At 56.8% G+C, this 23,957-nt stretch carries 24 protein-coding genes and 2 pseudogenes; 12 read left to right on the top strand and 14 right to left on the bottom strand.

Going from position 1 to position 23,957, the window contains the following annotated elements; genetic code table 11:
* The first annotated feature begins 193 nt into the window (after window positions 1–193).
* From NKH36_RS31545 to NKH36_RS31530, 4 genes are all read left to right on the top strand, one after another.
* Window positions 194–1,855, top strand: coding sequence for a flavin-containing monooxygenase (locus tag NKH36_RS31545; RefSeq protein ID WP_352965550.1), 1,662 nt, complete (start codon window positions 194–196; stop codon window positions 1,853–1,855).
* 296 nt (window positions 1,856–2,151) lie between these two features.
* Window positions 2,152–2,580 carry a hypothetical protein gene (locus NKH36_RS31540; RefSeq protein ID WP_352965548.1) on the top strand — a complete coding sequence of 143 codons (429 nt, stop codon included), beginning with the start codon at window positions 2,152–2,154 and terminating at the stop codon, window positions 2,578–2,580.
* A 232-nt stretch (window positions 2,581–2,812) separates the two neighbouring features.
* The gene (locus NKH36_RS31535) at window positions 2,813–3,271 is read left to right on the top strand and encodes a hypothetical protein (RefSeq protein ID WP_352965546.1); all 459 of its coding nucleotides are present in this window, start codon (window positions 2,813–2,815) and stop codon (window positions 3,269–3,271) included.
* 250 nt (window positions 3,272–3,521) lie between these two features.
* Window positions 3,522–4,136 carry a CehA/McbA family metallohydrolase domain-containing protein gene (locus NKH36_RS31530; protein ID WP_352965544.1) on the top strand — a complete coding sequence of 205 codons (615 nt, stop codon included), beginning with the start codon at window positions 3,522–3,524 and terminating at the stop codon, window positions 4,134–4,136.
* 592 nt (window positions 4,137–4,728) lie between these two features.
* Here the strand turns inward: NKH36_RS31530 and NKH36_RS31525 are convergent.
* From NKH36_RS31525 to NKH36_RS31505, 5 genes are all read right to left on the bottom strand, one after another.
* Window positions 4,729–5,805 (bottom strand): GlxA family transcriptional regulator, encoded by a 1,077-nt coding sequence (locus NKH36_RS31525; protein ID WP_352965542.1) that lies wholly within the window; start codon window positions 5,803–5,805, stop codon window positions 4,729–4,731.
* A 72-nt stretch (window positions 5,806–5,877) separates the two neighbouring features.
* The gene (locus NKH36_RS31520; protein ID WP_352965539.1) at window positions 5,878–6,570 is read right to left on the bottom strand and encodes a cobalamin B12-binding domain-containing protein; all 693 of its coding nucleotides are present in this window, start codon (window positions 6,568–6,570) and stop codon (window positions 5,878–5,880) included.
* 87 nt (window positions 6,571–6,657) lie between these two features.
* Window positions 6,658–8,301, bottom strand: a complete 1,644-nt coding sequence (locus NKH36_RS31515; protein WP_352965537.1) for an ABC transporter substrate-binding protein — start codon at window positions 8,299–8,301, stop codon at window positions 6,658–6,660.
* Between the two features lie 34 nt (window positions 8,302–8,335).
* Window positions 8,336–9,874, bottom strand: coding sequence for a trimethylamine methyltransferase family protein (locus NKH36_RS31510; protein ID WP_352965536.1), 1,539 nt, complete (start codon window positions 9,872–9,874; stop codon window positions 8,336–8,338).
* Between the two features lie 228 nt (window positions 9,875–10,102).
* Window positions 10,103–11,011, bottom strand: coding sequence for a LysR substrate-binding domain-containing protein (locus tag NKH36_RS31505; RefSeq protein ID WP_352965535.1), 909 nt, complete (start codon window positions 11,009–11,011; stop codon window positions 10,103–10,105).
* Window positions 11,012–11,199: 188 nt separating this feature from the next.
* On the opposite strand from NKH36_RS31505, the gene NKH36_RS31500 reads away from it, so the two are divergent.
* A complete protein-coding gene (locus tag NKH36_RS31500; RefSeq protein WP_352965533.1) occupies window positions 11,200–11,778 on the top strand; it encodes a PLP-dependent aminotransferase family protein in 579 nt (192 codons plus the stop codon).
* Between the two features lie 49 nt (window positions 11,779–11,827).
* On the opposite strand, the gene NKH36_RS31495 is transcribed toward NKH36_RS31500, so the two are convergent.
* Window positions 11,828–12,511, bottom strand: a complete 684-nt coding sequence (locus NKH36_RS31495; protein WP_352965531.1) for a GntR family transcriptional regulator — start codon at window positions 12,509–12,511, stop codon at window positions 11,828–11,830.
* 176 nt (window positions 12,512–12,687) lie between these two features.
* On the opposite strand from NKH36_RS31495, the gene NKH36_RS31490 reads away from it, so the two are divergent.
* The gene (locus NKH36_RS31490; RefSeq protein WP_352965529.1) at window positions 12,688–13,416 is read left to right on the top strand and encodes a M81 family metallopeptidase; all 729 of its coding nucleotides are present in this window, start codon (window positions 12,688–12,690) and stop codon (window positions 13,414–13,416) included.
* Window positions 13,367–14,158: an MlrC C-terminal domain-containing protein gene (locus NKH36_RS31485; RefSeq protein ID WP_352965564.1), complete on the top strand. Its 792-nt coding sequence runs from the start codon at window positions 13,367–13,369 to the stop codon at window positions 14,156–14,158. The genes NKH36_RS31490 and NKH36_RS31485 overlap by 50 nt, the downstream gene beginning before the upstream one ends.
* Before the next feature lie 97 nt (window positions 14,159–14,255).
* On the opposite strand, the gene NKH36_RS31480 is transcribed toward NKH36_RS31485, so the two are convergent.
* Genes NKH36_RS31480 through NKH36_RS31470 form a run of 3 tightly spaced genes read right to left on the bottom strand, consistent with a single transcriptional unit; the run spans window position 14,256 to window position 15,372 of the window.
* Complete coding sequence (locus NKH36_RS31480) at window positions 14,256–14,714, bottom strand: hypothetical protein (protein WP_352965527.1); 459 nt, start codon at window positions 14,712–14,714, stop codon at window positions 14,256–14,258.
* Window positions 14,715–14,771: 57 nt separating this feature from the next.
* Complete coding sequence (locus NKH36_RS31475; protein ID WP_352965525.1) at window positions 14,772–15,026, bottom strand: hypothetical protein; 255 nt, start codon at window positions 15,024–15,026, stop codon at window positions 14,772–14,774.
* Between the two features lie 7 nt (window positions 15,027–15,033).
* Window positions 15,034–15,372, bottom strand: coding sequence for a hypothetical protein (locus NKH36_RS31470; RefSeq protein WP_352965522.1), 339 nt, complete (start codon window positions 15,370–15,372; stop codon window positions 15,034–15,036).
* A 65-nt stretch (window positions 15,373–15,437) separates the two neighbouring features.
* On the opposite strand from NKH36_RS31470, the gene NKH36_RS31465 reads away from it, so the two are divergent.
* Window positions 15,438–15,797 carry a helix-turn-helix domain-containing protein gene (locus NKH36_RS31465; RefSeq protein WP_352965519.1) on the top strand — a complete coding sequence of 120 codons (360 nt, stop codon included), beginning with the start codon at window positions 15,438–15,440 and terminating at the stop codon, window positions 15,795–15,797.
* Between the two features lie 128 nt (window positions 15,798–15,925).
* On the opposite strand, the pseudogene pmtA reads toward NKH36_RS31465, so the two are convergent.
* A pseudogene (pmtA, locus tag NKH36_RS31460) lies at window positions 15,926–16,512 on the bottom strand (phospholipid N-methyltransferase PmtA).
* Between the two features lie 224 nt (window positions 16,513–16,736).
* Between pmtA and groES the strand changes: the two are divergent.
* The gene (gene groES / locus NKH36_RS31455) at window positions 16,737–17,033 is read left to right on the top strand and encodes a co-chaperone GroES (protein WP_352965517.1); all 297 of its coding nucleotides are present in this window, start codon (window positions 16,737–16,739) and stop codon (window positions 17,031–17,033) included.
* Between the two features lie 63 nt (window positions 17,034–17,096).
* A complete protein-coding gene (groL, locus tag NKH36_RS31450) occupies window positions 17,097–18,752 on the top strand; it encodes a chaperonin GroEL (protein ID WP_352965871.1) in 1,656 nt (551 codons plus the stop codon).
* 635 nt (window positions 18,753–19,387) lie between these two features.
* Here the strand turns inward: groL and NKH36_RS31445 are convergent.
* Together NKH36_RS31445 and NKH36_RS31440 are read right to left on the bottom strand one after the other, a co-directional pair.
* Entirely contained in the window at window positions 19,388–19,720 is a 333-nt protein-coding gene (locus tag NKH36_RS31445) for a response regulator transcription factor (RefSeq protein WP_352965790.1), read from the bottom strand.
* Window positions 19,671–20,048 (bottom strand): autoinducer binding domain-containing protein, encoded by a 378-nt coding sequence (locus NKH36_RS31440; protein ID WP_352965793.1) that lies wholly within the window; start codon window positions 20,046–20,048, stop codon window positions 19,671–19,673. The genes NKH36_RS31445 and NKH36_RS31440 overlap by 50 nt, the downstream gene beginning before the upstream one ends.
* 125 nt (window positions 20,049–20,173) lie before the next feature.
* Between NKH36_RS31440 and NKH36_RS31435 the strand changes: the two are divergent.
* Together NKH36_RS31435 and NKH36_RS31430 are read left to right on the top strand one after the other, a co-directional pair.
* A pseudogene (locus tag NKH36_RS31435) lies at window positions 20,174–20,572 on the top strand (Ros/MucR family transcriptional regulator); the annotation flags it as partial.
* 200 nt (window positions 20,573–20,772) lie between these two features.
* Complete coding sequence (locus tag NKH36_RS31430; RefSeq protein ID WP_352965796.1) at window positions 20,773–21,462, top strand: transposase; 690 nt, start codon at window positions 20,773–20,775, stop codon at window positions 21,460–21,462.
* 280 nt (window positions 21,463–21,742) lie between these two features.
* Here the strand turns inward: NKH36_RS31430 and NKH36_RS31425 are convergent, their stop codons facing one another.
* Complete coding sequence (locus tag NKH36_RS31425; RefSeq protein WP_352965799.1) at window positions 21,743–22,006, bottom strand: DUF982 domain-containing protein; 264 nt, start codon at window positions 22,004–22,006, stop codon at window positions 21,743–21,745.
* 33 nt (window positions 22,007–22,039) lie between these two features.
* Window positions 22,040–23,689, bottom strand: coding sequence for an MFS transporter (locus NKH36_RS31420; RefSeq protein ID WP_352965802.1), 1,650 nt, complete (start codon window positions 23,687–23,689; stop codon window positions 22,040–22,042).
* Window positions 23,690–23,957 lie beyond the last annotated feature (268 nt).

Genomic DNA, 23,957 nt, shown 5'->3' with positions numbered 1-23,957 from the left:
GGGGTCTCGGTGCAGCCAAGCTGTCGAATCTCGGAATGTGGCTGGACTCGGACGCAAGCACCTCGCAAGCGGCCAGGGCTACGTCATCGACGGGGCCGCACACATAAATTACGGCTGCCGATCGCTTGAAGCGGTCGAACACCTCCCTCATCCACGCTAGCAAAATTGCAATTGACGAGAAAGGAAATCACCCATGCAGCATACCAGCGCTTTGAGTGAGACTAGCGAGAACCAGGTGATGATATGTGACGTTGTTATCGTGGGCGCCGGGTTTGCCGGGATGTACATGCTGCATCTGGCTCGCAGCCTTGGCCTTTCCGCCGTCGTGCTTGAGGAGGCATATGGCGTGGGCGGGACGTGGTTTTGGAATCGGTACCCCGGCGCGCGCTGCGATGTTGAAAGCATGCAATACTCTTACTCTTTTTCGGAAGAACTCCAGCAAGAATGGCACTGGACTGAACGGTATGCCTCGCAGCCGGAAATCCTGGCCTATGCAAACTATGTTGCGAAAAAATTCGACCTCTTGCGCGACATCGAATTCAACACTCGCGTTACGCGGGCGGCCTTCGACGAAGGCGATTGTCGCTGGCTCGTCTCAACTGATGCAGGCAGAAGGTATCGGGCAAAGTGGTGCATAATGGCAACCGGCTGCCTTTCCGCGGCTCAGACCCCAAACATCAGCGGAATGGATAGCTTCGAGGGCCGGGTCTTTCACACAGGCAACTGGCCTCATGAAGCCGTCAGTCTCTCTGGTCAGAGAGTCGGTGTGATCGGAACCGGATCTTCAGGCATACAAGTTATACCGGAGTTGGCATCCCAGGCTAAGCACCTCTATGTGTTTCAGCGGACACCAAATTTCAGCGTCCCTGCTCGAAACAGGCCGATGGATGCCCAATACGAGGAATCCTGGAAAATCAATTATGCTGATCGGCGTGCACGTGCGCGCTCTTTGCCCAGCGGCATCCTATATGATTTTGGTGAGAGGCCTGCGTTGGCAGTATCTTCGGACGATCGGATCCAAGAATACGAGCGCCGATGGGCCGAGGGTGGAACTGGCTTTATGGCGGCCTACTGCGATTTGCTGAGGAACGCGGAAGCCAACGAAACGGCTGCCGAATTCGTGCGCGGAAAAATCCGAAAGGTCGTCGAGAATCCAACCGTGGCCGAGCTTCTGACACCGTTCGATCATCCCATCGGCACCAAGCGGATATGCGCTGATACAAGATACTTCGAGACCTTCAATCGTGAGAACGTCACGTTGGTGGACCTGCGTGCCAACCCAATCCGTCAGGTATCTGAGGCCGGAATTGCCGTGGGGTCTGAATTCTACGAACTCGACACGCTGGTGCTGGCGACTGGTTTCGACGCCATCACAGGCGCACTAAACAAGATCGACATTATTGGACGTCAAGGCCTCACCCTCGGAGAAAAGTGGCGACATGGGCCGAAGACGTTTCTTGGGTTGATGACTTCAGGGTTTCCAAACTTGTTTATCGTCACAGGTCCGGGAAGCCCTTCCGTTCTGACTAACGTGATCGTCGCGATTGAGGATAACGTCAAATGGATAGCTGAGTGCATTGAGAATCTTGCCGCGGTGGGCGCTGAATTTATTGAAGCAACCCAGAGCGCTGAGGAATTGTGGATGGAGCACGTCGGGCAGGCTGCGGACGAGACGCTGTATACTCGAGCGAAATCTTGGTATCTAGGTGTCAACGTTCCGGGAAAGCAGCCAGTATTTATGCCGTATATCGGTGGTTTGCCAAATTATCAGAAGCTTTGCGAGGAAGTGGCTGCCGAGGGGTACAAAGGTTTCAGCATTGGCACGCCAGGAGCATCGGCGCGTCTCGCTGTCTAAGGTCTTATCCTTCGGCACGCGGCCTATCGCTCACAGCCTCGATTGATAGTTCGAAACTCGCTCAGAAAAAGCCATCGACAGTTACGTCCGAACCAAGAGAATGCAATGTGCGATCTGCCGTTTTTAGACGTCCGAGCTATAAGCGCGGTCACTTAGAGACCGGATCGGTCAAAGTATGATGGGTGAAGCCGATGTTCATGTCGTCGCGCCCCGCTCTCGACGCACCGGGCAATAGGTGATCTTGCGCAATAAGGCCTCACCGGAAATGTCGTACTCCACTTAAATGTGAGATTTGAATGATCATACCTCCCTCACCACAATTTAAGGCGATCGATCTGACCGATCACTTCAATGCGCACCGTGCGATGCCACATAGCGAGATGGCTGAAGGCTCAGCCGGAGAGGGCTGGGCGCGTTCGCTTGTCGGTCTCCAATCGCTGCGAAGCATCCCTTTCCTTTTTGGCCAGTGGAGCAACCCAGACGTCATAATGCTGCGGCCGGCGGAGGCTGCGACACAGATTTCACCAACGTCCCAGACGCTCACCTACGTCCTATTCGCTCAGGCCGTTGCCGACCGTTTTGACGATGTACCGCCCGGGTTTGGTGGCAAGGCGCCGCTTGACAGCCCGTTCTCGAAAGGGGTGGCAGCCAATTCTTTGGGGAATGTCGTTTCTCGTTACGCGATCCAGTATGCGGATGGCACGGAGGTCGAAACCCCTATATAGCGGCGGTTTGCTATTCAGTAACATCACAGTCTGTTGGGGAGCAAGCCCGTTCGCTGCAGTGCCGGCTCGCAGATCGCTTGTAAACGCAACGCACCCCGAGGACGTCGCAATAGGACGTGCATCAAGGGTTGATTACGGGCGAGCAGAATTTCGCGCCGAATCGGGGCTCGACTATCGGGGCGAGAATATCTGGCTTTACGCCTTGCCAAACGAACACCCGGAAAAGGAGGTCGTGGGCATCCGGTTGGCCGCGGAATCAGAGACGTCGCTCGTGTATGCCCTTAGCATCACAGAGCTTTGTGAACACCCATTGCGCCTGCAGACGCGCAAGAAGATGAGGCTGAGCCTTCCTGCGGGAGTGAGTCTGAACCGGCTTGGTGAGTTGGACTGCGACGATCGCGGCAACCAGATCGGAGTTGATCTTGGAGTCGTCATCTCCGCTCGGAGGGCGCTGGACTACGAGCAAACAGAATGGCTCAGCGATCTTCATGACGTACAGCCCAAGGCCTCGGAATCCGAGGTCATCGTGGAGTATTCAGCCCACCCCGATGCGCGGCTCTTCTTGCGAGCGGACGACGGCACAATCTGGGAAAAGGAACTGAGTGCATTGGCAGACATGGATCAAGCGATGGCGATCGCATTGAACCGGCTGCTTTGCCGATCGCGCCAGCCACCAGGAGCGTACGATTAACAGTCGTTGAAAAGGGAACGTCCAGGCGCGTCCCTGCCAGGATACACGTTCATGGCCCCCACGGCGAATATCTTCCTCCCAAGGGGCATCATCGGAAAGTCAATGTCGGAACGTTTGAAGACTGGTTTGCTGAATTTTCCAATGGTCTTAATCAGTATGCTTACATAAATGGCCAGGGTGGTGCCAGATCAGCGCGTTCGCGCTTGCCGATTGGTACCGGTTCCTCAATATCGGCTATCAACTACCCGTCGTGGCCGGATCGGACAACATGGATGCTGCCGCGCTCCTCGGAGGAGTTCGGACATACGCCAAACTGGCCGACAATGATTTCACTTTCAAGAACTGGATGGATTGCGTCCGTGGCGGCGATACCTTCATTTCTGTCGGGCCCTTGGTGAATTCGACAGTTGAAGGGCGCCGTCCTGGCAGCAAGGTCTCACTCCCCTCCACTGGCGGCACAATAACGGTCCACTGGGAGATTGAGTCCGTCAGCGTCAGAACGCTGGCCGTTGAGGTGGTCTGCAACGGATTGGTATGGGAGTCTGTGTCGTACGATCAGCTTTCTGCGACAGGCCATTATTCTTTTCACGTTGCCGAGTCTTGTTGGGTAGCTTTAAGGGTACGTGGCAGCGTCGCCGGCCGTCAAAGCGATATCGCTGCTCACACGAGTTCAGTGTTTGTCGACGTGGGCGAGCGGCCGATATTCGCGACCACGGACGCCGTGGCTGTCTTGGCCCAGATTGAAGGTTCTATTGCTTACTTGGACACACTTGCCCCGAGAAGCAGCGAAGCCGGGCAAGCGCGAATGCGCGCCGCCCTTGAACTGGCCCACCACCAATTGCACCATCAGCTGCACCAGCACTGAGTGGGTCACACCCATACGCCAATCCATTCGCCACACATTTCACGCGAGCATTGAGCTCGTTGGAAATAGGAGAAGAATGACAGGAAGTGGCTTTGCGATGCCGAAATCTCGGATCTGGCGCATTTCCCCCAGGCCCAGTCGAACCCGCAGCCGGCCTATTGCTATCCCGACGACTGCTCTGGCGGAGTTCCGCAAAGTGGGTCCGCGAGGAGTACCTGCCCAACCACGTGCCGCAATAACTCAACACCAAAGTGTCCCAGCGGCACATCTCGGGGCCGAAAAGCAGTTACGGCGATCAGCGCGTTCGCCCCGCAGCGCGCCGTCCCCACGCGGTAACTCGAGGTTCGGGGTAGTGAGGCCCAATGCCGCCCACTCGGCAAACGCAACATCGGTAGGCCCTATCTCAGCGCGATCGTTGTCATCAACGCTTCCATCTGGCTTCAGGGCACTGGCGCCGCGCGACGGATCAATTTTGTGATTTCTAATCGAGAACGATGACATGAGCGATTTCCGGAAATCAGTTGGAAGGGGATGTAGGCCCGGATTTGCAGGGTACGAAAGACGGAAAAACACGCCCTTACATAAACTGGCATTATCTGACGTGGGTCACAGGCTTGCTCATCATCGAGCCATCTTGTATCCGGATGCCACTCGGGTTAATGCCAAACGCATTGCGGAAACATTTTGAAAAATGCGACGCAGATGCGAAGCCACAAGCGATTGCAATCTCGACTATCGGCAGTTCGGTCTGTTCAATCAAACGCTTGGCGTGTAACAACCTGAGATGCAGATAGTAGCGCATTGGTGATGCAGAGAGCATTTGGGAAAACAATCGCTCGATCTGGCGTTGCGATCGGCCGACACATTTCGCGATATCGCGGAGGGGGAGGGGGTCTTCGATATGCTCCTCCATCATCCGGATGACTTCGGCGATCGGTTTGCAGACGCCGGTTTGATTGGCGTTGATGGTCGACTGTCTGTCAGATGCTGGCCGCCAATGACCTGCCGTCGTGTGGCGACATACGGCCAAGCCAGTTTCCTTGCCGAGATGTTCGATGATCAGCTCCATCACAAGGTCGAACGACGCAAATTCACCGGCGCAGGTAGCCAGGCATGAACCCCTGACGAAGAGCGTATCGTTCACCTGAAGTCGGGCGAACGTCTCCGCAAGGGCCGCGCGCTTATCCCAGTGGATGGTGCATTCGAAACCGTCGAGCAGCCCGGTCTCGGCGAGAAGCCAAGTTGCGGTACCCAAGGCTGCTATGGGAATTCCCTGTCGTTTGCAGAGACGAAGCGTTTTGCTGAGGGAAGCGGATACCTGTTTTTCCACGTGATCGCCGGCGCAGACGATGAGCATGCTGGGGCCGTTCAGCGCCTGGATGCTTTCCCCCAGACTGGCAAAGTCGCCATCAACCTCCAGGCTGAAACCACTAGCGCATTCCACCGGCAAAGCATCAAGGCTGGCAATCGACCACGTGAAGAACTTTCGGCCGTAAACCAAATTGGCCAGCCGTAGGGGATCCACAAAGGACGAGAGACTAAGCTGCGAAAACCCAGGCAGAATGACAATGGCCAGCCGGAAAATGTCTTCTCGAATGTTGATAGCCGGTTGGTCGGGGTTCCATTTGACGATCCGCGAACGCTCACCCGCTGAAAATGGGGCATTCATAGTGACGGTAATCCTCGTGCTGGTAAGGGGCTTGGCCGCTTCCCGTAAGAATGGGCGACCTGCTACGCAGTGTCAGCCGCGGATATTGTGCTTGCGCTTCATAAAGTCCTTGGCGGTTTCGACTGCAACCGCAGCATCCCGGCAGTAGGCGTCGGCGCCGACGGCCTTGCCGAATTCTTCGTTGAGCGGCGCGCCGCCAACAAGAACGACGTAGTCGTCGCGGATACCCTTTTCCTTCATGGTGTCGATGACGACCTTCATGTAAGGCATGGTCGTCGTCAGCAGTGCGGACATGCCGATGATGTCGGGCTGGTGCTGTTCGATGGCGTCCAAATACTTCTCAACGGAATTGTTTATCCCGAGGTCAATGATCTCGAAGCCGGCGCCTTCCATCATCATGCCGACGAGGTTCTTGCCGATGTCGTGGATATCGCCCTTGACCGTGCCGATCACCATCTTGCCCTGCTTCGGCGCGCCGGTGGCTGCAAGCAGCGGGCGCAGGATGAACATGCCGGCCTTCATGGCGTTGGCGGATAGCAGCACTTCGGGAACGAACAGGATGCCGTCGCGAAAATCCTCGCCGACAATGCGCATGCCTTCGACCAGTGCTTCCGTCAGTACCTTGTAGGGTATCCAGCCGCGCTCAATCAGGATGTTGGTGCCTTCCTCGATCTCTTCCTTCAGGCCATCGTAGAGATCGTCGTGCATCTGCTGCACCAACTCGTCGTCCGAGAGTTCCGAAAGAATGATCTGTTCGTCGGCCATGTCGTTTCTCAATTGTTTGAGTCAAAGGAGGTCGGCACCCTCGGGGTAGGGCACCGACCAGTCTTCTGACGGAGCCTTGGGAGTATGTTAGGCCAGCCAGACCCGCTCCAGATCCATCTGGAATGTCTGATGGACCGCGTAGTTTTGGACCTTCTTGTTCATATGGCTGAACAGGCTTTGCCAGAAAGGTTGAATGATTATGCCGGAGTCCTGCATGATCTCTTCGAGGTCTTCCATCAGTTCCCTGCGCTTGGAAACATCACTGACGGAGAACGCCTTCTGGAGTTTTTGGTCAAAGTCAGGATTGGAATAGGCTGTCTCGTTCCAGGCTTCACCGGTCCGATACGCCAGCGCAAGTACCTGCACTCCGAGAGGTCGCATGTACCAGACGGTAAGTGAGTAAGGGTATTTCGCCCAATCGTTCCAGAACGTCGAGCCAGGCAGAACAGTCCGCTTGACCTTGATCCCGGCCTCACGTAGCTGGGCGGCTATAGCGTCACCGGTATTCTTCTGCCAGTCTTCGTCGATCGATATGAGCTCGTGCTCGAAGTCGGTATGACCCGCCTCGGCGATCAGTTTCTTGGCCCCCTCGAGATCCCGCGGTTTCTTGGGCAGAGGGTAATATTCCGGATGAATCGGGCTTACATGGTGGTTTTCACCGACCGTACCGCGTCCAGCGTAGCCGAGCTGCAGGACGGCGTTGTTGTCGACGGCCAGCTGCAGGGCATTGCGAACCTTCTTGTCATAAGGCTTATTGCTCGTATTGGTACGGCAGACGAGCGTGGTTGCGGTAGCTACTTCTGTTTTGGCCACATCCATTTTGTCGAGGATGTCGATGTAATCCGCCGGCGTCTGCAGATCCAGGTCGATCTCGGCGGAGTCGAAAGCAGATATCGTCGCTTGGAAATCGGTGCCATAATCAATGAATTGGACACGGTCCAGAAATGCCTCGCCGCCCCACCATTTGCCATTTTCGCGACGCTTGACCTCGGCCTTGCTGCCCACCGAATACGATACCAGTTCAAGCGCCCCGGTTCCGATCGGTTTTGCGATGGGATCGGCGCCAGTGCTGTCAAACCTATGATGAACGATTAGTCCGGGGTAATCGGTGAAGTTAGCGATAATAGCGATGTCCGGCTGGCTGAGCCTCAACTTCACGATATGGTCATCGACTTTTACGATCGCGCCCTCGCGAGCCTTGCCTGACTTCGCATCGATCAGTCCGCCCACGCGAGCCGCCATTGAGTTCCCGACCACAGCCTTTTCACACCACCGTGTGATGTTGAAGACAACGTCATCAGCGTTGAATGCGTCGCCGTTGTTCCAGGTCACGCCTTCCCGGACGTGTAAGACATATTCAGTTGCATCATCGTTGACCTCCCAGCTCTCCAGCAGCACGGTCTCGAACGTAAACTGGTGAGTGTAGCGCACCAAGGGCTCGAGCCAAGACCTCGAGATGTTGGCCAGTTCTACCCAATCATACGTGCGCGGGTCTTTTTGCGCCTTGACTGGCATAGCCACGCGGAGTGTTCCGCCCTTCTTGGGCTCAGCGGCTCGCGCCTGGGAAGGCAAAGTCACGCCAATCAGGCTGTAGGCCATTGCGGCCGAAGCGCCGAAGGTGCTGGCCGGCGCGAGGAATTCCCTCCTGTCCATTGCACCCGATTTCACTTCGGACGCCATCGTCTTGATGTTGTCGGGGATACGATCGCCGTTGCTTCTGAAAAAACCCATTATCACGCTCCCTTTGTTTTTGTTCCCGGGTGTTTTAGGCTAGGCTAGGCGAAATTTCCTCTTGCCGTTTCGTTACGAATGCGTCGAGCTCCTCGCGCACCGCTGGGTCCATCGCGGGTTGTTCGTAACCGGCGATAATAGCCGCTGCCTTTTCGCGGCAGCGCTGGGCCATGTCGCGAGAGCCCTTTACCTTCCACTGCTCATAGCTCAGGTAATCAAGGATTTCGGGGGCAAAAAATGCGTCCTTGAAGTGCTTCAAAGTGAAGGAGTCGCCAAGATAGTGGCCACCGGGGCCGATGCGCCGGACAGCCTCCAGTGCTTCATCAAAACGGTCGAAGGATATGCCCTTGGCATATTTCTCCATGAGAAGGTTCTGTTCTGCGTCGGCCACGAACTTTGCCATGCAGCACACCATGCCCGCTTCATCCCAGCCGCCGGCATGCATCATCAGGTTCGCATTAGCGCTAGCGCCCGACATATAGGCCACAGCCGATTCATAGCCGGATTGGGCGTCGAACGTCTTTGCAGAGGACTGCGATGCAGTCGTTCGCCACGGAATCCCGTACCTCCGGGCCAACTGGCCGATAACGGCATTGATCAAGGTGACTTCGGGCATTCCGGACATCGGCGCTCCGCTGCGCATCGAAACCGAGACTGAATATTGCCCGTAGATCATTTTCGCACCCGGTCTGACGAGTTGGGTGTAGGCGAGCGCCGCGAGCGCCTCAGCGTTCAACTGGGCTATTGTGGCGGGGATATCGGCCGGCGTATTGGCGGCGCCAAGGACGAACGGGGACAGCAGAACGACTTGGTTTGCCTCGACGAAGACCCGGAGCCCCTCCAGCATCGTGGAGTCCCACACCAGCGGCGAATTTCCGGACACGTGTCCCATCATTACGGCATTATGGTCCATAAAATCTTTGCCATGGACGATTCTCGCCATCGCGATCGAGTCCTCGGCGCGCTGCTGCCCGGTCGTGAGACCAAAGAACGGCATGTCTGTCTCAACCAGGCTGGAGTGGTTGATGTGAAGGTGTCTCCAAGGCACAGCCACGTCGGTTGGCTCGCATGTGAACCCGCCGGCGATGTGGAACCCAGGCAGCATTTGTGTAAGCCGGTTCATATTGCGAAGGTCTTCGATGGTCGAAGAGCGGCGAACCCCTTGGAGATCACGGATGTTCGGCGCACCCTGCATTGCCCCGAATGTCATAGTGTCCAGCGCGATCTCGAACCGCTGCGAAGGATCGCGAGACGTCATTTCGAAGCTGGAAGGAGCCCTGGAAATGAGGTCCATAATCATGTCGCCCTCGAGACGCACGCGGTGCTCTCTAACGTCGGCGCCAGCCTCCTTCCACTGCTGGATGGCTGTTTCGTCTCTGAATTCGATTCCGATCTCGCGCAAGATTGCCTGGGAAGCTTGGTGGATACGCTCTAGCTGCCCAGCAGTAACTGCTTTAACCGGCCGGATCCCGTACCTTATGGTTGAAACCCGGGGCCGCCTTTCCGCTTCGCGGGTGGCCACGATCGATGCGCGGCCGCCTCGACGCCGGGTTAGGGGAGCATCAGTGTCCATTGTCGTGCCTTCCCAAATGCGAGAATCATATCCCCGCAACAAAATCAGACTTCGCCGCCCCAGCTCAGACGCCGCTCAATTACGAGCATGATAGGGCACGGTCAGGGGTCTGAGAATTGGCAAAAGGTTTCGCTGGCCTTCAATCCAGTTTATATCTGATTGGCTGGATTGAGCATTCCTGAGCCGCGGTCTTGCTTGAGCGCGGCCGCGATTGCAGAGCTGCGGCGATTAAGACCGAAGTTCACTCGTCTGCGCGAGAAACCAATCAATCAGAGGTTTGCTTCGTTTATTTTTGGCAGGGTCTTCGCTGGATAGCAGAAAGAATGCGCGATCTGTCTTAATCTCGATGGGGATTGGACGAACAAGAAGGCGATTTTTCAGAAGTTGCTGTGCAGTGAGCGACCATCCCAATGAGATCCCTTCACCGGCAAGAGCTGCTTGGAGGGTGAGTTGGTAGTCATTGAAGACGATATTTGTCTTGATTTCAGTGGGATTGCCCCCTGCCAGCTCGACCCATTCTGGCCAGCCCAGCCTCTTGCGAAAAGCATCAGACGAGTGAATCAGCTGATGTTGAAGGAGGTCATCGGCCGCCTTTGGGGTGGAATGAGACAGAAGATATGCGGGCGAGCAGACTGGGAAAACGATTTCGTCACAGATGAACCAGCTGTTTGCCCTGTCAAAGTCCCGCGGACGTACCCATACGGTCACGTCAACTTCGTGGTCAGGTTCGGCATCCCGGTCAGTGGCGACTACTTTGATCTTAACGTCCTGGTGCTCTTCCTGAAAGTGATACAACTGCGGCGCAAGCCAATGGGCCGCTAGTGACGTCGAGGCCGCGAAAGTGATGTACTTCGTCCCGCGATGGGAGATGGCTCCCAGCCTCTGTTCCAGCCTGCGGAAGCTAGTTCGCACCTCGTCGTATAGCTCGCGCCCGGCCTCGGTCAGCTGTACTCCGCGATTGTCGCGTGCGAAGAGCGCTATCCCACAATGCTTTTCAAACATCTTGATAGAATGTGAGACGCTTGGCTGCGTCACGTTCAATTCCCTTGCTGCATTCTTGAAACTGAGCGTGCGAGCAGCTGCTTCGAAGACGAAGAGCGAATGCGTCGAGGGTACAAGATTACGCAGGGTGGACATGAAACACGTCTATATCAGGCGCGATCTTTTCCGTCTACGAGCGTTCCGCCCGATGGTTTATTCGATACCGATAGACCTTGAGGGTGACCGTGACCGGCCACCGTTAGCTAGCGAGTCGGCAGGTGCAATTGAGCGATAAGAGCCAAGCGAAGCGGATTTCGGTTGAGCCTCCGCATCCGGAGCCCACGATGTCGGGCTGGTATATGGCAGCCGGCCCGGAATTGGCGCTGGTCCCGCAGGCCGGCGATGTTGCCTGTGATTGCCTGGTCATCGGCGGCGGCGGCTTCACGCAGCACGTCGTTTTGCGGAACTCAACCCAGACAGCTCAGGGGTCTTGGTGGACGCTGGTCGGATCCGGCACGCGCTCTGGTGCTAGCATAGCCGCTGCGTGGGCGGTCATGCGCTTCCTTGGCAATCAAGGCTATCGTAAGATCGCCGATCAGATCTGGCAGGTGCGTGAAAAACTTATGCGGGATATCCCCACAATTGAGGGGCTTTTCGTTTGTGGCGAGCCTGAACTTACGGTGATGAGTTATGGTTCGAAATCGCTTGATGTAGCCGATATCGCGGCAGGTCTGGCTGCCAAGGGTTGGCATACTGTGGCGCCGTCCCCGAATCCACCTGCGATCAATTTGGGTATTCTCAGTCTCGCTTTTGGGGAAGTGGTAGACGCCTATTTGGCCGACCTTCGACAGGTCGTTGCTCAGCTTGAATCGGGCGAAAACTCCTTCGATCGTTCACTTGTTGGGACCTATGGGGCCAGATAGGTTAATCTCTTGATTCAGCGACAGTTGCCCCACAATGGGCATAGTAGCGCTACCCGCGTGTCTGATTGAGCATTGCGGCAGCCTCAATGATACTAGCGATGTAGGTCAGCGCCTGGTCAATGTCCTGTCTGATCTCTTCGGCAACCGCGGCGGCATCTTTGTTCTCAACCCCCGTGGCTATCCTTTCCCGCCAGTCGCCGCGACCAGCTGATATCGAGGAAACATAATGAGGGTAAAGCAGATTTAGGTATGGCCCCGTTTTCAGCCAAAGTGAATTGATTATTCGAATAAGGTTGGGCATGCTGCACGCAGCGTATAGTTCAAACTGAAATCGATATACCAGCGCAATGTCGGCGTGACGGTCACCAGCGGCGCGAGCTTTTTTCAGTTTTTCTGATGTCTTGCGCAACCTTCCTGCAATCTCCGGCGTACCTCTTAGTGCCGCGCGCTCTGCGGCAAAGCACTCAATGTGCAAACGGATATCTTTGAGTTCGGCGATTTGCTCGGGCCTTAGAAGGGGTATAACTGCGGATCTGTTTGCTTCACCTTGTAGGACGCCCTCAGATATTAAGCGATAAAGAGCCTCACGAACAGGCGTTGGGCTCATTGAAAGGTCTTTGGCAAGGTTTCTTATCGTGATCTTCTCGCCGGGAGAGAAGTGCCCGCCACGAATCAGCTCACCCAATCGATCGTAAACTTGGTCTCTCAAAACAGCGGAGCTTGGCGTGGTCAAATTCCGATCCTCTCAGCTTCCTGATCGTCCAATACCGTTTTGATCGATGCTTCTGCAACAGGGAGTTTTGAAATTCCCGGGGTGCTTTGACATATATAATTCACCACACTGACATCACAAAAGGGCAAGAGCTAATCTGAATCACCGTTTAACGCAGGTTTTGGGGAGTTGAGGTGATGAAGCGAGTGGTGGCGGCGTTTTGGCAACAGGAAACTAATACGTTCAACCCGCACTCAACAACAATTCGCCAGTTTGCTGATGGTGCCTTACTGTGCAGTGGAGATATTGCTCGTCACTTTAGGGGTACTGAAACTGATTGGGGTTCTCTGTTTGATTTCGCCGACCGGTACGATTGGGAACTTGTTACACCCCTTCATGCTGATGGGGGGGCCGGCGGCACTCTAGCCGAAGCAGCATTCGAAGAGCTGATTGACATACTGCTCCAGCCGCTCGGTGGGCATGAACCGTGTGACGGCATTTTGTTGATGCTCCATGGCTCGATGGTCTCGGAGCGGATAGAGGATTGCGAAGGTGAAATATTGACAAGGGTTCGGCAGGTGGTCGGTTGGAACGTGCCTATGGTTGTGACATTGGACCCTCATGCCAACGTCACATATCGCATGGCTGATATGTCGAATGCTGTTGTGGCCTACCGGACGACGCCTCATGTTGATCAGATCAAAACGACGCAATTCGCGTGCCGGCTACTCAATGAAATGCTTAGCGGCGGACCCCACACGCAAGTTAGGCTGATCAAACCTCCGCTGTTGGCCGGTTTGGACAGTGCAAGGACGACCAACGAAGACGGACCAATGCCCCGAATCTTGGATCTTGCTGAACGCCTAGTGAACGAGAATTCCGGCTATAAAGCATATCAGCGTTCAGGCTGGGTACTCGTATGGTGATGTATTTGATATCGGTCCCAGCGCCGCAATTACGTGCCTTAACGCGACGGATAAATATAACAAAGAAAGCAATGCGCTGTCGAACCAAATGTGGCAGACGCGTGCCGAGCGCACGATTAAGTTTCACTCTGTTGATAAAGGATTGGCAATCGCTGAAAGCCTGACTGGTAACGGTAAACCAGTCATATTGGTCGATTATGCCGACAATCCGGGAGGTGGAGCGGCCGGAGATGATGTGACGATCCTTGAGGCGATGCTTGCACGGGGCACCCAGGATGCCGTCTTCTTTAGCCTTTGGGCGCCGGAGGCCGTTCGAGCCTGCCAGGCTGCGGGGCTTGATGAAGACGTCAAACTTGAACTTGGGAGTGAGGGCGGCCTAAAGGTGACGGGCCATGTCAAAGCGCTGACGCGCGGCGAGTACCTGCGGAAGGGTCCGTTTATGCGCAACACGGTCGGTAAACTGGGGATGAGCGCGCTGGTTTCGATCGAAGGACTGGATGTGGTTCTAACTTCAATTGCCAGCCAGACCGAGGAACGTGAGCAATTCAAACTCTTCGGGATCGAATTCGAGAAGGAAGAGCTAGTTGTTTGCAAAGCCATGAATCATTTTCGTGCTGACCTTGAACCCTTGTCCCATGCGCTCGTATTCGTCGATAGCGGAAAAAGCTGCACCGCAAACTATGCCGCCATTGCCTGTCAACATGTCCGAAGGCCGATCTGGCCTCTAGATGATTTTCATTGAGCGGCGTGGTGGATTTTTGGGCTATCCCTATGAATACCCCAGCTTTGGCTGTCGCTCGGGGTCAGACCATTTTGGCTCGCCTCCCCTCTCGGCGCACTCACTTGTGCGGCATGCAATAGACCCCCTCGGATTCCATCAGTACCGCGCCACCCTTCAACTCGCTCAGTGCGCCGACCCATGCTTCCGAATAAGTGCGGCTGGCATCCACGGCCGTCAGCCAAAGAACGCGATTGTCGGCCAATTCGACTTTAACTTCCTGCTGCAAAGGGCTTGCCTGCACAGTCTGTTGATAGTGGCGTTTGATCCTGACATTGCTGGCCGGGAACTCAGCTTCGTTGCTGCCGTAGTTCAGCACAAATCCAGAGCGGTCCTCAGCCACTGAGCAATTGCCATCACGCTCACACACGATTTTGGCAGCGGTCTTGCAGTCCCACTTCAGTGAAGCGGGCCACATAGGATTGTCCACGCTTGATCGCGGCTTGTCACTCTGGCCAGCCGCCGTCGACACTGCGCCTGTGTTCAAAATCACAGTGGACAGGAGAAGCGCTTTGAACACTACAAACCTCCCTGAATTGCGACCCCAATAGTACCTCGTCCTGCGCGATCGCCTGGCTCAAGGCATGTTGAGATTGAACCAGCTTTTCTGGCGCACACCGTTCGCGTCATCATACTCGATGAACCAGGGCTTTCCGCGCATCGGTCGAGGGATGGTGTAGTAGGTGGGGCCATTACCAATGGAATGCCCTCGATCGTTCCCCACGGTCTGGATTGTTGCCGCAACCACCTTACCGTCGATTTCGATTTGGACCTGACGTGATCCGTCTCCATGATGCCCGCCGAGGGCGTTGTTTTTGAAAACGACGGGCAAGGAGAGCCTATCGGCCGCGATGCGGCAGATGTTCCGTTCTTGACCTAAGCCCGGCGATCGGATTGGCGCTGGCAACTGCTTGCCAGCCAGACGGACAATCCGCATACTTCTCAAATCTCGCCGCGCTGGAGTTGGCTTGCGGACAGGTCGGCCAATTAAAACCCGGGGCTTCCATCGCCGCAATCAACTTGTAAATTGGCGGGTGGCACGACGGAGTGCCTTGCCAGTCGCCGGAAAGACATAGGAGGACCTGACAGCCCCATTCCGACGCTTTTGATTGGGATGGAAGAGCTGCGGCGCCCGCGATGGCGACGGCACCCGCCAGTAGGAATTTGAGTATGGTCATAGCCTTTTCCTCAACTGGCCTACCGAACCTATATTCAGACTGTGCGTCAGAAAAATAATGTCACATTGACGACGCTGCAGATCATGGCAAACGGCTTGCAAGTGTCTTTTGCAGGACTGCTCGCCGGCGGCAAGAAAGTTCCGGAATGGGCGCATCGGTTGGACGACAATGCGATCCGCAAGCGGCTGGCGCACATCATCGATTTTGAGCGACAACGACGTACTTTGCACCGCTATGAGATGGCCGAACTCATCGGCGTGGCGGAGGCGACATACATGAAACTGGAACGCGCGAGCGGCGACATCAGCGTGGACACGATTGCCGCGATCGCCAAGGCGTTGAAACTTGATCCAGCGACCTTCCTCTTTTCCGAAAAAATCCCGCCAACAGCTGATCTACCTGTTTCCGACAAAGTGGAGAAGTAGGCTTCTATTCGAGAGCCGATCCAGCATAGACCCAGCAAACACGAAAGCGCGTAGATGGCAATTCACGTCACGTGGGACCAGATTGTACATACCTCAGCTCAGTCGGCCCTTCGCATGCCGGGATATGCCTAGACTGCTCGTCGATAGGTCCACAGCTGTGCCGGCGGTATGTTGCGGACGACGAAGTCATAGTGGGAAACCACGTAGCGGTCGGGCATCTTTATCACCGGCGACAGGGGTCCATATGTGATCTGAATTACCGGCCGGCCGGCCGGAATGCGGGCAAGCAGATCTTCAATCAGAGCAACGCGCCGTTCCATAGGAAAGCTCAACAGCGGGACTGAACTGACGACACAATCGAACTGCTCACCTTTGCGCTCACCCAGAACTTCATTCAGCGCAAATGCGTTGCCTAATCTGAAGTCCACGCCCGGGAAGCGTTGCACCAGGCCGTTGTAGAAATTCGTGGAGTATTCGACCGACACCAATTGATGCGGTTTGATGCCCCTCTCCAGGATTGCCTTGGTGATGACGCCGGTTCCCGCGCCAAGCGGCATCCCGGACCGTGGGTTGACCACGCTTGCCATCCGGCGCGCCGCATAAATCGAATGGGGATGAGGGCTCCTACGCCCTTCTTGTCCTTCTGCCAGCCTTTGAAGAATTGCACTTCCTCATCAAACCTCTTGCCGAGTCGCTCCTTCAATCGGAAAACCATGCTCTCTTCGTGCTCCGGCCATTTAGCGAAGCGCGTTGTGGCCAAGCTCTGCGATATTTGCAAGCCGGTTACGACTTGCTTGCGGTTAACACCCGGCACAGGCAGTCACGAACAGCGAGGGCCTCTTGCGGTGGCAGGGCCGTTGGCACTCGCCACTGGCGAGCGCTAACGACGCTCCGGCAACGGACAACCGTTCAACCTCCGCACCAGGGACATCCTAAAAAATGGCAAAGTCGAAGTTCCGGCCGCTTAATGACCGCGTGGTCGTTCGCCGGGTCGAATCCGAATCCAAGACCGCGGGCGGGATCATCATCCCCGATACGGCTAAGGAAAAGCCACAGGAAGGCGAGATCATCGCCGTCGGCACCGGCGCCCGCGACGAAAGCGGCAAGCTGGTTCCCCTGGACGTCAAGGCTGGCGACCGCATCCTGTTCGGCAAGTGGTCGGGCACCGAAGTCAAGCTCAATGGCGAAGACCTTCTGATCATGAAGGAATCCGACATCATGGGCATCATCGGCTGATTATCGGCCTTACGGTCAACTGAATTCCGGGCTTGATCCCAAGCCCCTGCCAGGAGCTAAAACATGGCTGCTAAAGACGTAAAATTCTCCCGTGATGCCCGCGAGCGCATGCTGCGCGGCGTCAACATCCTCGCCGACGCAGTGAAGGTCACGCTCGGCCCCAAGGGCCGCAACGTCGTCATCGACAAGTCGTTCGGCGCACCGCGCATCACCAAGGACGGCGTCACCGTCGCCAAGGAAATCGAGCTTGAAGACAAGTTCGAGAACATGGGCGCGCAGATGGTCCGCGAAGTCGCTTCGAAGACCAACGACATCGCCGGCGACGGCACCACGACCGCGACCGTACTGGCGCAGTCGATCGTCCAGGAAGGCCACAAGGCGGTTGCCGCCGGCATGAACCCGATGGACCTGAAGCGCGGCATCGATCTCGCGGTTAGCGACGTCGTCGCGACGCTGATCAAGAACGCCAAGAAGATCAAGACCTCGGAAGAGGTTGCCCAGGTCGGCACCATTGCCGGCAATGGCGATGCTTCGGTCGGCTCGATGATTGCCGAAGCGATGCAGAAGGTCGGCAACGAGGGCGTCATCACGGTCGAGGAAGCCAAGACCGCAGAGACCGAACTCGAAGTCGTCGAAGGCATGCAGTTCGACCGAGGCTATCTCTCGCCCTACTTCGTCACCAACGCCGACAAGATGGTTGCGGATCTGGAAGACGCCTACATTCTTCTCCACGAGAAGAAGCTCTCCAACCTGCAGGCCATGCTGCCGATCCTCGAGGCTGTCGTGCAGACCTCGAAGCCGCTGGTCATCATCTCGGAAGACGTCGAAGGCGAGGCTCTGGCCACGCTGGTCGTCAACAAGCTGCGTGGCGGCCTGAAGATCGCCGCCGTCAAGGCGCCGGGCTTCGGTGATCGCCGCAAGGCCATGCTGGAAGACATCGCCATCCTCACCGGTGGCCAGGTCATCTCGGAAGACCTCGGCATCAAGCTCGAGAATGTCGGCCTCAACATGCTCGGCCGCGCCAAGAAGGTGTCGATCTCCAAGGAGAACACCACCATCGTCGACGGCGCCGGCAAGAAGGCCGAGATCCAGGGCCGCGTCGCCCAGATCAAGCAGCAGATCGAGGAGACCACCTCGGACTACGACAAGGAGAAGCTGCAGGAACGTCTCGCCAAGCTGGCGGGCGGCGTTGCCGTCATCCGCGTCGGCGGTGCGACCGAGGTCGAAGTCAAGGAAAAGAAGGACCGCGTCGATGACGCCCTCAACGCGACCCGCGCGGCCGTCGAAGAAGGCATCGTTCCCGGCGGCGGCGTCGCACTGCTGCGCGCTTCGCTGAGCATCAAGGCCGTCGGCGCCAACTCCGACCAGACCGCTGGCATCAGCATCGTGCGTCGCGCGCTGCAGGCTCCGGCTCGCCAGATCGCGGCCAACGCCGGTGCGGAAGCATCGATCGTTGCCGGCAAGATCCTCGAGAACAAGGGCCCGACGTTCGGCTTCAACGCCCAGACCGGCGAATATGGCGACATGATCGCCATGGGTATCGTCGATCCGGTCAAGGTCGTGCGCACGGCTCTCCGGGACGCGGCCTCGGTCGCCGGCCTGCTGGTCACCACCGAAGCCATGATCGCGGAGGCTCCGAAGAAGGAGTCGGCTGGCGGCGGCATGCCAGGCGGCATGGGCGGCGGCGGCATGGGCGGCATGGGTGGTATGGATTTCTAATCCAACCCATCAGCGTTCAGATACGGAAAGGGCGGCAAGCAATGCTGCCCTTTCTTCGTGTCCATTCGGCCGATTGTCGGCGACCCGCAAGCCGGGGTATAGGCCCGACAAGGGTTAAGCTTATGTTTGGACGGATACTGCCTTTTCTCCTGGGGCTGGCTTTACTGTTGGGTAGCGGCTGCGCGCGCAGCGATGATGGTACGGTGATTATTCCGAGATCGCTTGATGCCAGGCGATTCTTTGACAAAGAGCCGCCACGCCTGCAGCAGCCACAGTTCGAAACCAGCGTGTTTCCGGTTGCGCCACAGGAGCCGGAACGGCTCGAACCGCGCCGTACGGCAAGTCTCAAGACATCAAACAGACGGGCATCGCCGGCAGCAAGTCCTCCGCTCTCCTCTTCCGAGCCACACAAGCCGCTTGTCTGCAAGAACATCAGCGAGCCCGGCAAGCGGTACCGTGTGGTTTGCGAATAGGACACTTGGTTTGGCCAGCATTCTACCCACGCGGTGCCTTCCGGATCAGGTTGTCCAGAGCGACGTCTCCCTTCTTTCCCATGATTCAGTCATTCTATCATTCCCAGCTTCACGAAACGCAACGAGTTTAGAGGCGGCTTCCGCGAAGCGCTTGGCTACCGATCAGAACAGTCTTTGAAAGAACAGGCCGCGCTCGGCGGCGATCGCAACCGCATGGGCCAAGCTTTTGGCACCCAGCTTGGCCCGTGCCAGATCAAGATGAAATCGCACCGTGCGAGGGGATAGCGACAGTATCTCTGCGGTCCGTTTGACCTTCTCTCCCCTCGCGTACCATTTCAGGCATTCGATCTCTCTATCGGAGCAGACCGTCTGATGGCGTGGCCTTCCTTGGATTTGACCGATAGCATTGTGAAATTCGCCGGCGAGATGCTGAAAGTCGCGAACCTCAGATTTGAGAAACGCCTGCCACGCCGCTGCGTTCTCGTTGTTCGTCACGGCGCGGTCGCCGCGACACCCCTAACCGGGAACGTGACGCCATGCTTCCCGACACCATGTTCCCTCGCTTCACCAAAGAAGTACGCACCGCCTTGTCCGATAGGTCGATCTCCTTCCAATCAACCAATGTCACAGCACGCAGCCCATGGTGAAGCACGGGATCGATGTCGAAAAAATCCTTCTCGATGTAGCGTCTCACCCAGTCAGGCGAATAGGTAGTCACATAGAACGGCTTACTCGGTTCCTCGTAAACCGGCCCGACGGTAAGAAAGGCCGCCGTCTCAAGGCCGTAGACGGAGGCGATGGCCAAGTCGCCGAGTTTGGACACCCGGAGAGCAAACGGTGGCGATAACTGCTGATGGGCGCGCCCGGCAAATGGGGTGCGATTGCAGACATCGCGTGGCTACTCTATTCTCGGCTTTTGTGCGATTTGTCTGACTAAGAGGAAAAACGTTGGCTGAGGGTGAAACGAGCAACGCGTTTGTTGAGCTAACCGCCGAAATTGTTTCGGCATATCTGTCCAACAATCCGGTTCCTATGGGAGAACTTCCCTCTGCGATCGACCGGGTGTACCGGTCGTTGAACTCGTTGCCGTCTGGTGCCCAATCCCAACCAGAGGCTGAGCTGTTGAAGCCGGCGGTTCCGATCAGAAAATCCGTGACGCCGGATTTCATCATCTCGCTGGAAGACGGCAAGAAGTTCAAGTCTCTCAAGCGTCACCTGGCTACGAGCTATGGCACGACACCTGCCGACTATCGTGCGAGATTGAGCCTGCCTTCCGATTACCCCATGGTTGCACCGAACTACGCGGCAACTCGCTCGTCTTTGGCAAAAAAGGCGGGCTTAGGGCGAAACCAACCCAGCAAGCTGCAAAAGGATCCTCGGTTCAGAAATTTGGCAAGCGGAAGCCCAAAGCCTGATCGAACGTTTCCGGCAAAGATCGCTCCTTCGCTCAGGGAAGCTCTGCACCGAGGACTGGCAAGCGGTTCACAGTGCTGCTCTCTTCAGCAGTGGTTTTCCTATCTAATTGGCATGCAATCAAGGAAGAAATTATGAGGCGGCAAACCCGACCGTTTATTGTGGAAGTCAAGCAAAGGCGCGGCTATCAAAAACGCGACAATTCCATTTGGGGCGACATGGATCTCTCGTCTGCTTTCGCCGAGACAACACGGCAACTCGAGGAGATGGACACGTCAAACCGTAAGTTTGTTGATTCCAATATCGTGACCTTTAATGCTGAACGATTGGACCAGGCAAAAGTGGGGCATCACATGGCAGAGACCGAGCATATTGAACCGTTAAACGCCGCCACGAAAGGCGCTGCGAACATCGAGGCTCCAGAGACGAAGAAGAAGAGCCGCCCGCCGCGAAACACAAAGACGGATTTGAGGTCACCTGCTCCTAAGAACGGCGCCTCATCCGAGGCCAATAAGGGGGTCGGATCAGTACGGCTCGGCCGCAAAATGTACTCCGAAGAGGAGCGCGTCCAAAAGCTCAGTCAAATCGAAAAGTTGCTCGGTGGCGGCGCCACTCTAAAGAGCGCCGTTAAGCAGGCCGGCACAACGGAGCAGACCTATTATCAATGGAAGAAGAAGGCTGTGGTAGCCGCGGTGGCCGCGCCAGCGAGTGACGATCTCAAAGATCTTCTGGCGCTGGAGGAAGAAAACAAGCGGTTGAAGAACCTGCTTGCGGAACGTCTGCGCGCGGAGAACGCGGAACTGAAGAGGCGGCTGGGACTGTAACATGGCAGTCCCACCCCCACGGGTTTGAATGGGAGCGGCGCCGTCGCCGCGTAGGCTTTGCGCCATGCAGAAAAATCGGATTCGGCGGCTTTCTTCTTGAAGCATCGTGGAGAAAACAAAAATTGACTGGGAACCCAAGTTGCTGCGGCGCCGACCTTTCCATTGGATGGGAGAGCCAAACAGCCTGACTTCCCCCTGGGAAAGTTTGCTGCAAAGACTCCCCCGTCCGGTCGAATGCCCGTTGTGGCCACTATGCTCCGATGTCGCGTGAACGGTCCTGTCAGTCGCAGCGAAGGATATTTGCTTCGCGCGCGGCCGCGACGAATGCCCTTCGGGCGACGGGTGGGTAAGCGTCACCTCGTAGTACCTTCAGACAAGCGTCCATCGCTGCCTTGCGTTTCTCCGTCTGTCGACCACCAAAATCCCTAAGCAGAATTGAGGCGGCATCATTGACCTCGAACACGGCACGTTCTGTGCTATGGCGGCCAATCTGAATCACGACTGGCCTTTCAAATCTGATCAAGCCGGTCAATTCGCCTCCCATCAAGCCCCTGCAAACCCAGAGCCTACGATCCGATCACAGCCGGAAGAAAAATCGCGCCGATTGATCCCGCTTGCGGGGTGCCCCGGTCGGCCGTTCGATCGAAAGCTTGGTGCGAGGCGCAATTCCCATGTTCAATTCGAGCAGATGTTGGTCCAACGCCTTATCCGCGGTCGTCAGGCGATGATTCAGCCGCAGATAGTCCATCCAGGTCGGCGTGCGAAAGGTTTCTGTCCAAAGCGACGGATCCTGAAGATCGCGCTGGAGGTTCCAGTGCCGAGCACCGACGCGGCTTTGCACTCGCCGTCTTTCCTGCATCCGGTCCAGGAAAGCTTCGACGTTTGCCTCCGGTATCGAGTACTCGATCTTGACGACGATCGGGCCGCTTCTCGGCGTCAGGTCGAGAGCGAGCTGCGGTGTTTCGAAGCCAAAAGGATCCTGATCAGAATCTTGCCATTGACGGATAGGCATCAGAAAGCCGGTGGCCGCGACCATTACGAGCGCACCAGCGGAAGACGCCAGGGCTGTGGTCAGCGAATAGTTCTCAGCCACTGAGCCCCAAAGCCAACTGCCAGCCGCGATCCCGCCCGACAAAAGGGCATAGTGGATCGATAGCGTGCGACCAACAACCCACCTTGGGCTTGACAATTGGATACTCACGTCGAGCCCCGTCCAGGTGACGACCCAGCCCGCGCCGCCGAGGGCCAGCGCAATAGCCGCCACCACGACTGAGGACGTGAGAGCAAGAGACAGACAACACGCCGCGCAGGCAATGCATGCCAGTGTGGTCAGCCGCTCCTGGGAGAGTGACCGTCTCAGCACATTGTTGCAAATGCCGACGCACAAGGCGCCGGTCCCGAAGCCGGCCATAAGGACACCATAAACGATTGGTCCTCCCCCTAGTTGGTCGCGGGCGACGAGCGGCAGGAGCGCGAGTATGGAGATGCTGGCCAGGCCAAATAGTGCTCCACGCGCGATTGCCGCCTTGATCTCGGTCGACAGGGCCGTGAAGCGCGCTCCGTCATGGATGGCAGTGGTCAATGGCTCACGCGGGAGAGGTGAAGCGCGAACATCCCATGTGCGGCGCCCTATGGTCACCAGCAGCGCTACATAGGTCAGTGTCGCCACAGCGAAAGCTGTCAGAGGTCCAAAGGAGGCAACGACGATGCCACCGAGCGCCGGGCCGACGCTTCGAATGGCGTTGTATCCAACCGAGATGAGCGTGACCGCGGCTGGGACTTCGCGTTTTCGTAAGATATCGCCGACCGACGCGTGCCAGGCAGGATCGGTGAAGGCGGCGCCCGCGCCTGCCAAACAGCTGAATGCGAGAACCATCCATGGATTGAAAATCCCCAGCGCCGCAAGAACAGTCAGCATCGCCGAGGATAACGCTATAGCGCACCAGCCGGCGAACATGAGATTGCGGCGGCTGTAATTGTCCGCCAGGGCGCCGGCGATGATCGACAGGACGAACACGGGCAGTGTGGTCGAAGCCTGAACCAGGGCGACCATAACGTCCGAGGTTGAGATGGTCGCCATCAGCCAGCTGATGGCGACAGTCTGAATTAGCCAGCCAAGGCTGGCGACCTGAGTGGCAAGCCAGATCGAACGAAAGGTCGCATTCTCGAGCGGCGCAAATGTCGCCGACGACGCCGGACTCGCATCTTCGCGCGCCACCCTGCTCATTGGGTTGAGCCCTCCCTCGGTCTATAGGTCGTGTTAGAGGTGCCCTCCCGGCGCACGTGCCCGTGGAGGAATGGCACCATGAGCGCATTTTGCCGGTGCATCGCAAGATATTTCTTTACTGCTGGCACTCTGGTGCAAGCGATTGCTTCATCTGGAATTGCCACCAACGCCCTTTCATGATTGCTGGGTCCATGTCACGTCCTCGCCTTGGCGCCCGAAAAGAATTTCCCGGGCTACGCATATCCGCCTGGCAAACATCCACATCCGG

This window comes from Mesorhizobium sp. M1312 (assembly GCF_040318115.1).
Lineage (GTDB): Bacteria > Pseudomonadota > Alphaproteobacteria > Rhizobiales > Rhizobiaceae > Mesorhizobium.
This window is presented reverse-complemented; position numbering and strand designations above follow the sequence as displayed.